A 16,495-nucleotide genomic window follows, 5' to 3' on the forward strand; every position below is an offset into this window, starting at 1 on the left:
TTACTCCCCCAAATCCTCATTCATGATTTTTGCCAACTTTTCTAAGGAATGAATAAATGTATAGATTTCCTCTTTTTCAAAACTCTTTAAGTAACTTCCCAATATTTCAAAAATGGCTTTTTCTGTATAGTTAACGAAATCAGTCCCTTTATCCGTTACAGAAAGGTATACAACCCGCCGATCATTCTCATCACGTTCGCGCACAATTAGCCCCTTTTCATCTAATCGATTTATTTGAGCGGTTACAGCACTTTTTCCTACACCAAATTCATGTGCAATGTCTGTGCTGGTACATTTACTATGTTTAAAAATGAAATGTAATGTGGAGAATTGATCGGTTGTGATATCCGAATGCATTTTATCTTTTAATATGCCATTTACCCTACGATAAACTTGATTTATAGCGGTTTGATAACGTTCTACTAGTTCTTTTAATTCCATGTTTTGCTTCACCTCCAAGTGTTGATTGATAGTTCACTTGATGAATAGTTCACTTATTGAACTATATTATCATACCAAGGTATCTAGAAGCTTGCAATTATTTTTTCCTGTGAATTTCTGTTTAATTCGGGGTGTAGTTGGGTATTAATCATTTAGGGATATTCAGGAAAGGGGGACTTTTACTATATGGAATAGCCAAAATTATAGAATATAAGAGTAAATTAAAGTATAAGTGGCAATTAGGCTATGTTGATAAGCTATTGTTTACTAGAGTCATTTTTTTCGAACAATAAGCAGTTATTTCCAATAATACACGGTTTGATAGATCTGCAATACTTTTGTAACATTAATAATGTTCTACAAGAAAAGCTCCAATCTGCATTTATCCTTTTATTGTCCCCTCGCGATACTTAATATAGTTTAGCATCCCATCAAGTTCACTATGTTAAATTTAAGGATTTTTGTCAATTGAGTTTTTGGATTATTGGGAATTTTATTGAACATGGTTAAATTCCATCAAAAATAAGATTTAAAGGAGTATTTTGATGAAGAAAATTGGAATAAGTTTGTTTGTTATTATGGTAATGATTCTATCTGCCTGTGGTTCTGCGTCTAGTAGTGATTTAGAAGAAGTGGTGCTAGCAGATGCTGGTTGGGATAGTATTCGTGTTCACAATAGTGTTGCTCAAATGATTCTGGAAGAGGGCTTTGGTTATGATACAGAGGTAACCGCTGGCTCAACAGCAGCAACTATTCAAGGTTTACGCCAAGGTGATATCAATGTGTACATGGAGTTATGGACGGATAATGTTAAAGAAGTTTATGAAGAAGCAACAGAAGCGGGTGATATTGAAACTGCTTCGGTAAACTTTGATGACAATAAACAAGGATTATATGTACCGACTTATGTGATTGAAGGAGACGAGGAAAGAGGCATCGAGCCAGCTGCTCCTGATTTAAAAACGGTGGAGGACTTAAAAAAATATCCAGAGATTTTTGCTGATCCGGAAGATCCTGGTCGAGGACGTATTCTAAATGCTCCAAGTGGTTGGGCAGTAGCAGATGCAATTAATGCAAAATTTGAAGCGTATGGATTGGATGAAACAATGAATAATTTCATGCCAGGTTCAGATGCAGCGGCCGTTGCTGATTTAGTCGATGCTTATGAAGCAGGAAGGCCATGGGTTGGATACTATTGGTCACCAACAGCTATCACTGCAAAATACGATCTAACGTTACTAGAAGAACCTGCATATGATGAAGCAGTTTGGAATGATACGAAAGCAACTGAATTTCCACCAAATGATGTTGTTGTAGCTGTTCATAAGGACTTCCCTGAACAAGCACCAGAAGTTTACGAATTTCTACAAAACTATGAAACTAGCAGTGCACTAACTGAGGAAGCACTAAACTATATGGATGAGAATGGTGCGGAACCAGAAGAAGCGGCAATATGGTGGATGAAGCAGCATGAGGATATTTGGACTAGCTGGGTAACAGACGAGGTTGCTGAAAAAGTGAAAGAAGCTTTAAAGTAATGATTGTAAGCGGCTAGCCAGTTTGGGTTGGCTGCTTTTCTTTCCTGAAAACAAATATACGGAAGAGAGGTGAAGGGCTGCTTTAGCAGTCTACTTATGGATAGTTTTCCTGACTTACGAACTAATCTAGGTGATTATGTTGATCATTTAGTTAGTTTTTTAGATACAACATTAGAGGGGTTTTTTGATTTTATCTTTTTTGTTTCATCAAGAACGATTAATTTTTTGGATGATTCATTGGTTGCAATGCCTTGGTGGATTTTTATCTTGATTATATTCTTATTAGGATGGTATTTTAAATCTACTTTCTCCGGAGTATTATATGGATTCTTTATTTTTCTCATTGGTACTTTTGGGCTTTGGGAAGACATGATGACTACGATTGCTATTATATTAACTGCTGTTATTATTTGTTTACTTATTGGTATACCGATCGGAATTTGGATGGCGTTTAGTAAGGGCTTTTCCAATGTCATGCGCCCATTACTTGATGCGATGCAGACTATGCCAAGTTTTGTATATTTAATTCCAGCAATTTTCTTCTTTGGTTTAGGTAACGTGTCTGCTATTTTTGCGACATTAATTTATGCCTTACCACCTGTAATTCGATTGACTGAACTAGCTATTCGCAAAGTAGATAAAGAGGTAATTGAATCTGCACAATCTTTCGGTTCATCAAGAGGGCAGATGTTACGAAAGGTACAGCTGCCACAAGCACTTCCAACTATTATGGCTGGTGTGAATCAGACAACGATGATGGCTTTAGCAATGGTTGTTATTGCTTCGATGGTTGGGGCTCAAGGATTAGGAGAACAAGTACTTGTTTCCATTAACCGTATTGATATTGCATTAGGGTTTGAAGCAGGTATAAGTATCGTATTTCTAGCCATTATTATTGACCGTATTACTAATGGGATTGCAGCTAAGTTTCAAAAGGGGGTTAACTAATGGAAACCAAGATTAAAATTGATCATGTCTCTAAAATATTTGGTCCGAAGCCTAAGTCTATCATTCCTATGATTAAAAAAGGAATGTCAAAGAGTGAAATCCTTGAACAGACTGGTCATACGGTAGGGGTATATAATGCTTCCTTTGAAATTAACAAGGGTGAAGTATTTGTTATTATGGGCTTATCGGGAAGTGGAAAGTCTACTTTAATTAGATGCTTCAACCTATTAAACAAGCCTACGAATGGTTCCATTTATATTGATGGTGAGGATATTGTTCAGTATAAAAAACAAGAACTTAAAACAGTAAGACAAGAAAAGATTGCCATGGTATTCCAACACTTTGGTCTGTTTAGTCATCGAACGATTTTAGCAAATGTGGAGTATGGTCTAGAAATACGCGGAATATCGAAAGAGGAACGCCATGCTATTGCACTTAGAAATATTGAACTTGTTGGATTGAAAGGATATGAGGATAAATTTCCAGATGAATTATCTGGGGGGATGCAACAGCGTGTTGGTCTTGCCCGTGCTCTCGCAAATGATCCTGACATATTATTAATGGATGAACCTTTCAGTGCTCTTGATCCACTAATACGTCGTGAAATGCAGCTTGAGCTTTTAGATATTCAAAATCGGCTACAAAAAACGATTATCTTTATTACGCACGACGTCAATGAAGCATTTAAATTGGGGGACCGTGTTGCAGTAATGAAAGATGGTCATGTTGTTCAAGTTGGTACACCTGAAGAAATTATTGAAGAACCAGCAAACGACTATATTTCAGAATTTATTAAGGATATCGATCGTTCTAAAGTGTTTCAGGCTGAACATATCATGATTAAACCAAATGCATTAGTTTCGATTAAGGATGGACTCAATGTTGCTAAAAAGGAAATGGAAGAGAACGGTATTTCGAGCGTATTTGTAGTAGATCGTGGTCGTCGAGTGAAGGGAATTGTAACAATTGATGATGCTATTCAAGCAAAGCAGGATAAAAAATCCTTAGAAGATATTTTACGTGATGATTTTGTTATCGTAAAAAAAGATGAATACATTAATGATTTGATTCCAAAGGCATTGGAATCGAAGTATCCATTGGCAGTTGTTGATGATGAAGAGAAATTAATTGGTTTTATATTGCGTGTTCATGTGCTTTCTGGCCTTGTGTCAGAAGATGTTGTGGAAAGTGATGAATATTATTATTAAGAAAACGGTGTCTTAAGGGTCTAGAACCCTTAAGACATCCAGCTTATCTGTGAACCTCGCCATGTCGGATTATTTTTACCTTTACATTAAAGTTTACATCAATTTTTGGAAAAAGTTTATCCCATTCCTCGTCCTTTAATTTACCGTCCTTATTCTGAATCCTATATAAGACGCCATATCCAAAAACATCGGAGTTAAGTTCTTTTAGTTTGGCTAAAATGGTTTCAAATTTTTTCTTTATTTTTTTTTCTACCTCTTTTTCTAGTTTTTGTATGGCTTTTTTATCATCTAAATGGTACGATTCCGAAATCTCTTGTAAATTTAATATTAACTCAACGTTTGTATCGAATTTTAAATTTTCTTTGCTAGTAAGAGATGTCGTCCCCCGTCCTTTTTCAATGATAAATATAATATTTATATCATCTTTTTTTTCTATCTCTTTTCTGTTAGACATAAATTCGCTTAAAGGATCTATAGGGAGGGTGATTTCCATATATTCATCACTTACTGTTCCCTCTATTAACTTATATAACTGTGCATCAGCTAAGGAAAGTTGTCCAACCATCTTATCACCTTTAAATATGGCTAGACCAGTAATTGTAGGAATTCCATCCCTCATCCCCATGGTTGGCAAGACTGGTTCAATTCCTGGATTCTTTATGGCGTAAGCGAATTTAGGGAATTGAATTGCTGGGAATAATCGTTGCTCCACCCCAGGTTCCAGTAGACCGTGTAAATATTCCCCCAAGTTCGTATCAATCGTTTCTTCTTGAACATTAAAAATATCTTTTGCTTTTGAATCTGCAACGGCAAGTAATAATGTACTTGGGATATTAGCATCACGGCGAAGCGTATCAGTGTAAGGATGTAATCCTGCTTCGGCAATTTCTTTTCCATATATTTCTAAATCTATTTTTCCAATAACAATTTCTTGATTAGCCCTTTTATTTGCATCATCTACCGCACCTTTAACCGTTTTACCAGTTCCTGAAATTGTTTTAGTTGCACTTGGAGTATCTTTCTGAAATTGCAATATAGCCATGGTAAGTTCAATATCCTCTTCTCCAGATTTATCAACTCCACGACTTAAAATAACCCCAAGGTTTTCTAATTGTTGGGGGTGTATACAACTACTTAAACACAGTAGTGCACAGAGCCAAATAGTTACATAAATATACCTCAAGTGGTATCACTTCCTTTATCTTTCTTCCTTCTTTTCTTCACTAATACGATTGGAAGTAAAATAAATGGGTAAACATATGTAATCCAAAAACCATATTTTCCAACAAAATTTGTCATATCAGAAATTTGGTAGTCGTATTGAAAGAAGTTAACGATGATTAAGATTAGTATCGTAATGATCCATAATGTTATTTTTTGTGGTACTTTGTATAATCGTTTCATACCATAAGACATGACCCATAATGATAATGCTAAATTAGGTAAGATTACCATTAACCAAACAGTAACCACTATATAATCAAGACGTTCAATGAATGTAAATGATGCACTTTTATACAAAATCAATAATGCCCAATCAATAGATTTTAAACCTTCTGGGCTGAAGTAGCCGATGGATATTATCGTAACAATAAGTAACATGATTGTTGTATATATTAATCCTAGAAATACTGGCAATTTGGCTTTTTCTTTATTTTGGATAAATGGGTATATCACCATTAAAATCTCGAAGCCTGTTAATGTATAGGAAGTCGCTCTAGATCCCTTTAATAAATCTGTAAAAGAGGTCTGGAAAATTGGTAGTAAATTTAACCAATTCACCCGTAATATTGGATCATATAGTACTAATAACAACCAAAAAGTTGAAAGGAATAAGAGAAAAGTAATCCCAACAATTACTCTAATACCACCGAATACTGTGTAAAGTACAAGAATCATAATTAATATCGCGATGAGTAGATTTGGTAAGGCGTGGTATATAAATAGCTGTATTACCTCTATATAGGTTAAAAGAATCGAAAAGAAACTAAACCCAAAATGTAAAATTATAATAGTACCCAATAATTTCCCTAACCACTTCCCAAAAATATCTACCTGAATTCCAAAATAGTCTGTGTTCTCATATTGATTTAAAATATAAAACATACACATAACTAAGATGCATATATAGACTAAAGAAATTAGTATCGATAACCAAGAATCACGCCCTGCTTCCATGTAAATAAAACGAGGAGCACCAATAATTCCAACTCCAATTTGTAAACTGGTAATAATAAAAAATAAATAAAAGGCTTGAATTTGATTACCTGGTTTTACTTTTAGATTAATCTCCATACTTCACCTACTCATCAATATCTCGTATCTTACTAGCATCTTTTTCACTGTACCGTTTAAGAATTTTTGGTCGATAGGATCTAGCACGTTTATTGTTATGACTAAATGGTGTTCGGAAAAAAACTTTATTAAAATCCTTTAAACGTAAAGGATATAATGGTACTAAATATGGCCTTCCAAGTGATGTTAGTCGAGTAACATGAATAATAAGTAAGGTTATTCCAAAAACAATGCCAATTAATCCAAAAAATCCTGCCAAAATAATTAATGGAAAGCGAACAAGTCGGATAGAGGTTCCAAATAAATAACTAGGGGTGACGAAACTTGCCAGAGCACTCATCGCAACAAGAATGATAAGGATATTACTTGTTAAGCCTGCCTCAACTGCTGCCTGCCCGATTACAATACCACCCACAATACCCATTGTTTGTCCGACTTTTGTTGGTAATCTTGCACCAGCTTCTCGTAACAACTCCAGCATAAATTCTAATAGTAATACTTCAAATATTGGTGGGAATGGAACCGCTGCTCGAGACTGACCGATTGTTATAAGAAGTTGAGTAGGTATAATGGCGTATTGATAACTCAGAGCTGCAACATATGTTGGTGCAATAATAATCGAAAAAAACATTGCAAAGAAACGTAATAGTCGATAAAATGTTCCACCCTGCCATCGCATATATAAATCCTCAGTGGATTCCAAGAAACTAAATAAGGTTGCAGGTGCTGTAAACCCAGCAGGACTGTTTTCAACTAGGACACCAAGTTTTCCTTGTAAAACATTATAAGTGAAACGATCCGGACGTTCTGTTATGTCAAATTGCGGAAAGAAGTTTGTTTGGGAATCCTCTAAATATTGTTTCAGAATGATGGCATCTTCAACCTGATCCGTATCTACTTCTTTTAGACGTTGCCTCATTGTTTGGACATCAACTTCATTAGCGATGGACTTCATATAAACAAGACGGACATCCTTTGGTGATACTTTTCCAATCTTAAATTCTTCCATAACTAGATCGGTTGACTTAATGATCCACCGTATAATGTTCAAATTTTTTGATAATGATTCTGTGAAAGAAATTTTTGGCCCGAGTACGAGGGACTCTGTTTCGGCTTTTTCAAGTGAACGACTTTCTTTCATTGGCAATTGATAACCAAGGGCCTTTTTTTCTCCCTCAATATAGATAAATACTTCACCAATAATTAAATTGGAAAGGATAGATTCTAAATCTTCATAAACAGACCCTGAATTTAACGGAAGTTCATTAAGCAGATTTTGATTTGTTAGCTTTTCTTGATTTATTTCAAAGTTAACTAGGGGGTCTAATAAAGAATTTTGAAATTTATCGACATCAATTTGATAGTCAATAAAGAAAACTGCAACATTTGTATCGAATATTTTATAATGGGAGAACTTTAAATCAGGATTTTTTTCAAATTTATCCGATAAAATTTGTTCTAGAGTGTCAATTTTGATTGGGAATATTGCTGTTCCTTTAGATTCTTTATTTTTTTTAGACTTTTTACCCCACATAAGAACCTCCAAGTATATAAATAACTAGTAGGCCTTAGTGTATGGAAAATAGTTAAAAATATGTGTGAGAGGGGATAAATGGAAGTGAAAGCAAAAAAAAGAGAGGATTAATCCTCTCTAGTAACAACATCCACTTTACCTGTACCAGGGTCAATGACTAATCCGTGAACCTTTACATGTGGTGGCAATAATGGATGATTTCTTATTAAATCTACACTTTGAACTACAGATTCCTCAACTGTTTCAAAACCGTGAAATTCTTCATTAAAGTCGATTCCACCGTTTTGCAAAGTCTGAATCGTTTCCTCTGGAATTCCTTTTTCAATCATCGTTTCGGTTAAAGTCTTAATATCTACTTTGGACATCCCGCAATCATAGTGTCCGATAACAGTGACTTCTTCCGCTTTTAGAGAGTAAATTGCTACTAAAATACTTTTCATAATACTATCAAACGGTTTTCGAATGATTGCACCAGCGTTTTTAACCATTTTCACATCGCCATTTTGGATATTTAAAGCTCTGTGTAATAATTCGACTAAACGGGATTCCATGCAAGTGAAAATTACCATTTTTTTATTTGGGAAACTATCAGTTGCATATTTTTCATATTCTTTTCCTTCTACAAATTTCTTATTATAAGCTAACATGTCATCCAGATGCATATCTTTCACTCCTTTTCCTTGTATAGCTCCAGACACCAACTACTAGCGTGACTTCCCTCGTTAATTCACAAGAGTATGAAGACTTGCCAATGGACGTAGACGTACTTGTACCTTTGTTAGGAATGTCAACATTGACTCAAGATTTAGAAGGAGGGTCGACTAGACTAATTCCAGCTAATAGTTCGAAAGTCGCTAAATGGGTACACTGCACTCTTTTATTTATATACCCCATAAAAAACTATATCAGTTATCGAATAATATACAAAATAATAAATATTTTTGTGGGAGGGAAATCGATGACTAATAATATACGAATATGCAAATTGTGCAAAACGCAAATGAAATTCAGTACATTTTATATGTGTCAAGATTGTTTGTTTGAACTGGATCGAGTGAGTGCATATATAAAAAAACATCATTACGCAACTTTAGATGAAATATCGCAAGGTACAAGTCTAACACCAGATTGTGTCGAGCGAATCATCGAATTCTTCCGTCATTCAAAGACTTCTATAAAACAATGAAATATTAGAAAACTATTTATTTTGTAAAAACGCTGTTGACTTCTTAAATTTACCAATTTATAATAATAAGGTACTTAAAAAACGTAAAGGAGGGCATAAAAATGGAAAACGTTAACGTAATTGTTAATTTAACTGGGTACAATTTTATATTTCATGTGGCCTCTGATAAGCGGAGAAGTGTGTTCTAAATTTGGTACATAATTCTATTGGTTATTAAAGGCTACCATGTGCTGTGGCCTTTTTGTAATATATGGGAGAAATATCATTTTTTATTTCTGCAATTTTACATGTATGCGTCATTGGCGCATGCATTTTTGTGTTTTTTGGGTTTTTGCCTATTACTTCTTCGCTTCATAGACAAAAACCCATACAAAATAATAACAACCAAAGAGATAGAGAAGGTGATGGAAATGTTTTCGGTTTTTAAGAAGTTAGATTGGTTTTTTAAACATTATTGGAAGCGGTATACGTTTGCGATTATTGCTTTGATGGTAGCAAGTGCGATAGGTTTGATTCCTCCTAGATTACTGGGATATGCGATTGACCAGATCCAATATGAGACATTAACATCGCAAATATTAACTATTATTATAGTTGGTTACCTTGTTTTAATTGTAGTCCACTATAGTATTTCATTTTTATGGGATTATACCCTGTTTAGTGGTGCTGTGATTTTGGAACGATGGACTCGTTCTAACTTAATTGATCACTACTTGAAAATGACGCCAACTTTCTATGGCAAATACAAAACAGGTGACCTGATGGCAAGGAGTACAAATGACTTAAAAGCCATAGCCCAAACAGCAGGATTTGGTGTTTTAACATTAGTTGACTCTACCACATTTATGTTCATGTTAATAGCGATGATGGGCTTTTCGATTAGTTGGAAGTTGACACTCGCTGCTTTAATTCCGCTACCAATTATGGCAATTATTATGAATAAATATGGAGCAGCTATTCATGCTCGTTTCACAGAAGCACAAGCTGCTTTCGGAAATATGAATAATGAAGTATTGGAATCCATTCGCGGGGTACGAGTAATTCGTGCGTTTGTACAGGAAAAACAAGATAAAGATCGATTTGAAAAGATGACAGAAGATGTGTACCAAAAGAATATTTCTGTAGCAAAAATTGATGCGATGTTTGAACCGACGATGAAAATCCTTGTTGGAATTTCCTATACTATTGGTCTTGGGTATGGGACGGTACTTGTTTTTCAAAATGTTATCTCTTTAGGTGACCTCGTGTCATTTAACGTATATCTAGGAATGCTAATTTGGCCGATGTTTGCTGTTGGAGAATTAATTAATGTGTTACAGCGGGGGAATGCCTCATTAGACCGTGTTAATGAAACGATTAGCTATGAAGCAGACGTGAAAAATCCGGATCATCCAAAAGAAGTATCGATGGTTGAAAAGGTGGTCTTTGACAATGTTTCATTTTCCTATCCTAATACAAAAATTAACCAATTAGAAGATATCAGACTTCATATTAAGAAGGGGCAAACTATCGGGATAGTAGGTAAAACCGGTGCAGGTAAAACTACTTTATTTAAATTATTGCTTAGGCAATACCCGGGTGTAAGAGGTCAAATTAATATTTCTGACGTTAATATTGAAACGATTAGTTTAGAGCAAATACGATCTTGGATTGGCTATGTTCCACAGGATCAAGTGATGTTCTCTAAGAGTGTTAGAGAAAATATTCAATTTGGTAAAAGTGATGCGAGTGATGAGGAAATCTATCGTGTTATGGAGCTAGCACAGTTTGTAGAGGACATTAAGCAATTACCAAAAGGCTTAGACACTAAAGTAGGGGAAAGTGGTGTAACTCTATCTGGTGGCCAGAAGCAACGAGTTGCTTTAGCCAGAGCATTTATTAAGAATCCAGAGATTTTGATTCTTGACGACTCTTTATCCGCAGTTGATGGAAAAACAGAATCAAAGATTTTACAACATTTACGAGAAGAACGGAAACACAAAACTACTTTAATTGCTGCCCATCGTTTATCGGCAGTGACCCATGCTGACCAAATAATTGTGTTAGAGGATGGAAAAATTGTAGAACGAGGTACACATGAAGAATTAATGAAAAATGGTGGATGGTATAAGGAGCAGTATGAACAACAACAACTAGATGATGAGGAGGTGATCTCCTAATGAAGAAGGGATCGACAGAAAGAAGGCTTTTCCAATATGCCTTACATTTCAAAAAGCAAATTATCATTGGGATTGTATTTCTAATCATTGCGACAGCTTTGGAATTGGCAGGGCCAATAATTGCGAAAACGATAATTGATGAGCATATTGTTGGGGTTGAGGGCCCGTGGTATCAAGTTAGTGAGAATGATGATCGAAATACAGTGGAATATAAAGATAACTATTTTAAACGTGCTGACCGTGTAGATGAGGACGATGAAATTGTCACCACATTCACCATGCTACAAATTAAAAGAGAATATTATCTTGCAGATGGAGAGATTCCACTGACTGGTGAAAGAAATGTGGAAGATAATATCATTACTATAAAATCACAGATAGGCGAAGAGAGTTTCAATGGGGAGAAGATTTCCATCAGTACTATTTATTCTTTTTTTCAACCCGAGCAGCGACCAATCTTTTTACTGTTAGGACTTTATGTTGGATTACTGTTAATTGCAGCTGTCTTCCAGTTTTATAAAACCTTCCTACTTCAAAAGGCATCAAATCAGATAGTGAAAAAAATGCGTAATGATATATTTGAACATACCCAGAGAATTCCAATCAATTATTATGTGGATAATCCTGCTGGAACAATTGTTGCACGAGTTACGAATGACACAGAAGCCATTCGTGATCTATATGAGCGAGTATTAAGTATTATTGTGACGAGTGCCATCTATATGGCTGGGATATTTGTTGCCTTGTTCATCCTCAATGCAAAGCTAGCAGTATGGTTCCTATTACTAGTGCCATTGATTATTATGTGGATGAAGTTTTATAAGTATTATGGTACGAAATACAATAAAGTAATCCGTGCTACGATAAGTGAAATTAATGGTAAAATCAGTGAAGCTGTACAAGGAATGACGATTATTCAAGCGTTTCGTAGAGAAAAGCAAACGAAGGAAGAATTTGAAGAATTAAATACACGCCATTTTAGTTACCAACGAAAGCTTTTAAAACTAAGTGCGTTGACACAGTATAACCTGGTTACGGTGTTCCGTAATCTAGCATTTGTAGGATTCATTTGGTATTTTGGGTCTGCATCATTTGATTTAAATAGTATCATTTCCATAGGGATGCTTTATGCAATAGTTGATTTATTAACTCGTTTGTTCGAACCAGTAAGTGATATCGTGAATCAGTTACCACTGTTAGAACAAGCACGTGTTGCAGGTGGACGTGTGTTTGCCTTAATGGATTTAGAGGGTGAAGAAGTGAATCCAAAGGAAATCGAACGTTACAAGGGGAATGTTAACTTTGACCATGTAACATTCGCTTATGATGAAGAAGAATATGTTCTAAAGGATATATCCTTCTCCATTAAATCAGGCGAAACAGTTGCATTTGTTGGTCATACTGGTTCAGGAAAAAGCTCCATTATGAATCTTTTATTTCGCTTCTATGATCCACAAAAAGGTAACATTACGATTGATGGTCATAATACTAGCAACTGGTCAAGACAACAAGTGAGAAGTCATATGGGGATAGTTTTACAAGATCCATTCCTATTTTCGGGAACTATTCTATCCAATATAACAATGAATGATCCGAAGATTTCGAGGGAAAAAGCAATAGAGGCATTAATAACAGTTGGTGCTGATCGCTTTATTGAGAAATTACCTAAGAAATATGATGAACGAGTGACAGAGGGTGGAAGCACCTATTCATTAGGTGAAAGACAACTAATTTCCTTTGCCCGTGCCCTTGCTTTTGATCCAGCTATCTTAATTTTGGATGAGGCAACGGCAAATATTGACACAGAAACTGAAACAGTTATTCAACATGCATTAGAAGTATTAAAACAAGGTAGAACGACGTTAGTTATTGCTCACAGACTTTCAACAATTCAACAAGCTAATACCATTTTTGTATTAGAACATGGTAGAATTATAGAAGAAGGTAACCATGAATCGTTAATTGCAGAAAAAGGTACTTATTATCAAATGTACAAAATGCAACAAGGAATCTCTCAGAAAGGCAGTATAATCTAGTACACAATGTGGGGTGAGAGCTAGTGGAAAAGAATGAAGAGCAAAAACCTGACATTATTGATGAAGATTTATATGAAGAATTCGATGATGAGGAGCTTTATGAGATCGTAGAACAGGCGAGAAAAGATGCACTCATTAGAGCTACAATTGAAAATAATACTAAAAAGCCGAAACGCCCATTTCCGAGATGGGTGTTTTGGCTTATTGCTATTGCAATGATATTAAATGTCATTGCTATTCTCCCGTCAACTTTTTCTATTCCAGCTATTGAATTTTTAAAAACTTCAGCTAAACTATCAGGCAATGATGAAATACAAGACTATAAAAAGGCAGTTGTTGTTATTGAAACCGGAGAAAGTAAAGGAACTGGTTTTGCCATATCAAGTGATGGTTATATTTTAACTAACTACCATGTCATTGATGAAGGAACAACTATTTCTGCAGCTTTTCCAGAAGAAGGTCTCTTTCATGCAGAAATTATCGAAGAGTATCCTGAAATCGATTTAGCTTTACTAAAAACAGAGAGTGATATAGAACTTCCTTATCTTAATCTTGCTGAACAAACGATTTTTAATGAAAATGAAAGAATATCATTTATAGGAAACCCCCTTGCATTCAATGGGATTGCTAACCAAGGTACCATTATTGGTTATACCCAATTAAAAAGCTGGGATGAACCTGTACTAATGATTGAAGCGCCGGTATACCGTGGGAATAGTGGTAGCCCAATTATTAATAAAGACGGTGAAGTAATAGGAGTTATTTTCGCCACTTTAAAGCATGATGCCCACGGAAAAGTCGGTCTATTTATCCCAATCGACTATTTTCATAATTATACGGAATAGTGTTTCACAAATAGATAAACTTCCCGCACGTATGTATGCGATTTTTAATAATAAAAGTATTATTGGATTAGGACAGAATTTTGGTAAACAGACTATTCGACTCGAATACACAAAGGATGGAGTATTTGGTAGTGGGTATAATAGAATAGAAATTATTTTAGGGTGGTTACCTAATCTTAAACAAAATGTAATCCAGATGTGATACTCCCTGTAATACTTGTACGATAATATAGTCATATTCATGAAAATGAAAAATATTAAAGTAATGGTGGGTTTATCATGACCTGTTTAACTATAAATCGCTGTAAATTAATAAATATAATAAATGAAACACCCAAAAAATCTGTAACACAATCGAAATATATGAATGTTAGGGGTGGTCTTCTTTGACAGGTGAAATCCTAAAAGACATCCCTTTAGAGGAATTAATAGATAATGCCCAGAATGGGGATGAGTCTGCCCAAAATTTCCTATTAAAAAACTATCAGCCTTTTATTGCAAAATGTGTATCGGAAGTTTGTAAAAGATATATTGATCCAGAGCGAGATGATGAATTCAGTATCGGGTTGTCTGCTTTTAATGAAGCAATCCGCTTATTTTCGAAGGACAGAGGAAGTTCCTTTTTAACTTTTGCCAATTTGGTAATTAAACGTAAAGTGATTGATTATATTCGATCACAAAATAAGTATCCAATATCAATTTCACTTGATGAAACTTATGATGCAGAAAAAATGGAGAATCCTACGGAAATTGAAGCTGTTAATGATATTTATCGATTGGAACAAGAATCTTGGTATCGCAGACAAGAAATATTGGAATTTAAGGAAAGGTTAGCTACTTATAAATTAACACTACTAGAGCTCTCTGAAGTAGCACCTAAACATCGAGATGCTCGGGATAGTGCTGTTAAAGTTGCAAGAATACTCCGGGATAATCCGAAGCTTAGTGATTTTGTTGAACAAAAGAAAAAGCTTCCAATCAAAGAATTAGCAAAAATAGTAGATGTTAGTAAAAAAACCTTGGAACGGAACAGAAAGTTTATCCTAGCAATATTTATCGTGCTGGGAGAAGATTATGTGTTTCTAAATGATTATTTGAAAGGGTTGGGCCAGTGAAAAAAGGGATTGTGATGGAACAGCATCGTAGGTTTACCATTGTGATGACAACAGATGGTTTAATTGAGAAAGCTTATCCACTTATAGATGCTGATATTGGCTGTGAAGTTGATTATGAGCCACTTGAACAAAGAGCGTGGTTAACAAGTTTTAAAGAAAAGTTTTTCACGATACGTATTGCTGCTTTAGCATGCGTATTTCTACTTGCATTGCTGCCTGTTTATATGGTAACAAATAGTAATGAAACATTTGCATATGTTGATATTGATATTAATCCTAGTATGGAGCTTGAAATAGATAATGATTTAGAAGTGACCGCCATTATACCTTTTAATGAGGATGCCGAACTATTACTAAATCAAATTGGGGAGATAGAGGGTAAAAATATCGAGGACGCTATTGAAATTATTATCAATACGAGCGAAGAAAAGGGATTAATAAATGCTGCAAAAAATGTATTAATTGGGGTTCATTATCTGAATGACGAGGAAAAGGATCCCATTATTAAAACTATTGAAGAACATTTTGATACGCAACCCACAGATTGGGAAGTTGTTACTGTTGTAATTCCGGAAGATGTAAGAGTAAAAGCGAAAGAAAACCAACAATCTATGAACAAGGCATTGGCAAATTCTGTTACAGACCAATCAAGTAATCGAGTAAAAACAACTATTACAGAAGAAGATAAAGAAGTATTGCAATCATTTTTTAATAAAAGTAAAGCTGATGTTGAAATAACCAATGATAATTCATCTAAAGTAATGGAACCAAATACTGTAACAGATAAAAATAATGATAACAGAAATACATTTAATGATGAAAGACACCCTAGGGAACTTAAGGGGAAAAATGGTGACGCTCATTCGGATAAGAATGGAAACAGCCATCACAACGGAAAAATAAAAGAACATGATAAAGATAGAAAAAATGATACGTTCAAAAATAAAAATGATAGGAATAAAGATAAATCCGAATATAGAAAAAATCACAGTGGAGATAAGTCCAAACATAAGGATGAGCACAAGTATAAACAAGATAAAAAAGAAAAATGGGATAAAAAGGATCGAAAAGGAAAAGAAGATAAAAAGCAAAAAAACAATAACGGTAGAGGCCACGACAATAAGAGAAACAATGGGGATGGCAATGAAAAAAATAAAAACAATGATTTTTCTATCTATAAATAAGGTGTT

13 protein-coding genes are annotated in these 16,495 nt (G+C 34.8%); 8 read left to right on the top strand and 5 right to left on the bottom strand.

Annotated elements, in window-relative coordinates:
* Positions 1-441, bottom strand: coding sequence for a MarR family winged helix-turn-helix transcriptional regulator (locus K332_RS0100250; RefSeq protein WP_026905612.1), 441 nt, complete (start codon positions 439-441; stop codon positions 1-3).
* Between the two features lie 545 nt (positions 442-986).
* Here K332_RS0100250 and K332_RS0100255 point away from each other — a divergent pair.
* The 3 genes from K332_RS0100255 (at position 987) to K332_RS0100265 (ending at position 4,135) form a co-directional block, all read left to right on the top strand.
* Positions 987-1,979: an ABC transporter substrate-binding protein gene (locus K332_RS0100255; protein WP_026905613.1), complete on the top strand. Its 993-nt coding sequence runs from the start codon at positions 987-989 to the stop codon at positions 1,977-1,979.
* A 96-nt stretch (positions 1,980-2,075) separates the two neighbouring features.
* Positions 2,076-2,927, top strand: a complete 852-nt coding sequence (locus K332_RS0100260; protein WP_026905614.1) for an ABC transporter permease — start codon at positions 2,076-2,078, stop codon at positions 2,925-2,927.
* Complete coding sequence (locus K332_RS0100265; protein ID WP_026905615.1) at positions 2,927-4,135, top strand: quaternary amine ABC transporter ATP-binding protein; 1,209 nt, start codon at positions 2,927-2,929, stop codon at positions 4,133-4,135. The genes K332_RS0100260 and K332_RS0100265 overlap by 1 nt, the downstream gene beginning before the upstream one ends.
* Before the next feature lie 43 nt (positions 4,136-4,178).
* Here the strand turns inward: K332_RS0100265 and K332_RS0100270 are convergent, their stop codons facing one another.
* The 4 genes from K332_RS0100270 to K332_RS0100285 form a co-directional block, all read right to left on the bottom strand.
* Positions 4,179-5,318 (bottom strand): Ger(x)C family spore germination protein, encoded by a 1,140-nt coding sequence (locus K332_RS0100270; protein ID WP_026905616.1) that lies wholly within the window; start codon positions 5,316-5,318, stop codon positions 4,179-4,181.
* The gene (locus tag K332_RS0100275) at positions 5,315-6,430 is read right to left on the bottom strand and encodes a GerAB/ArcD/ProY family transporter (protein WP_026905617.1); all 1,116 of its coding nucleotides are present in this window, start codon (positions 6,428-6,430) and stop codon (positions 5,315-5,317) included. Before K332_RS0100275 ends, K332_RS0100270 begins: the two co-directional genes overlap by 4 nt.
* 7 nt (positions 6,431-6,437) lie before the next feature.
* Positions 6,438-7,964, bottom strand: coding sequence for a spore germination protein (locus tag K332_RS0100280; RefSeq protein WP_026905618.1), 1,527 nt, complete (start codon positions 7,962-7,964; stop codon positions 6,438-6,440).
* A gap of 107 nt (positions 7,965-8,071) precedes the next feature.
* Entirely contained in the window at positions 8,072-8,626 is a 555-nt protein-coding gene (locus K332_RS0100285) for a beta-class carbonic anhydrase (RefSeq protein WP_026905619.1), read from the bottom strand.
* A gap of 934 nt (positions 8,627-9,560) precedes the next feature.
* Between K332_RS0100285 and K332_RS0100300 the strand changes: the two genes are divergently transcribed.
* The 5 genes from K332_RS0100300 (at position 9,561) to K332_RS0100325 (ending at position 16,489) form a co-directional block, all read left to right on the top strand.
* Positions 9,561-11,309: an ABC transporter ATP-binding protein gene (locus K332_RS0100300; RefSeq protein WP_026905621.1), complete on the top strand. Its 1,749-nt coding sequence runs from the start codon at positions 9,561-9,563 to the stop codon at positions 11,307-11,309.
* Positions 11,309-13,345: an ABC transporter ATP-binding protein gene (locus K332_RS0100305; RefSeq protein WP_026905622.1), complete on the top strand. Its 2,037-nt coding sequence runs from the start codon at positions 11,309-11,311 to the stop codon at positions 13,343-13,345. Before K332_RS0100300 ends, K332_RS0100305 begins: the two co-directional genes overlap by 1 nt.
* A 23-nt stretch (positions 13,346-13,368) precedes the next feature.
* Positions 13,369-14,190 carry a S1 family peptidase gene (locus K332_RS0100310; protein ID WP_026905623.1) on the top strand — a complete coding sequence of 274 codons (822 nt, stop codon included), beginning with the start codon at positions 13,369-13,371 and terminating at the stop codon, positions 14,188-14,190.
* Positions 14,191-14,576: 386 nt separating this feature from the next.
* Complete coding sequence (gene sigI, locus K332_RS0100320) at positions 14,577-15,305, top strand: RNA polymerase sigma-I factor (protein ID WP_026905624.1); 729 nt, start codon at positions 14,577-14,579, stop codon at positions 15,303-15,305.
* A complete protein-coding gene (locus K332_RS0100325) occupies positions 15,302-16,489 on the top strand; it encodes an anti-sigma-I factor RsgI family protein (protein ID WP_026905625.1) in 1,188 nt (395 codons plus the stop codon). Before sigI ends, K332_RS0100325 begins: the two co-directional genes overlap by 4 nt.
* Positions 16,490-16,495 lie beyond the last annotated feature (6 nt).

The sequence above is a fragment of the Paucisalibacillus globulus DSM 18846 genome (assembly GCF_000482485.1).
Classification (GTDB): domain Bacteria; phylum Bacillota; class Bacilli; order Bacillales; family Amphibacillaceae; genus Ornithinibacillus; species Ornithinibacillus globulus.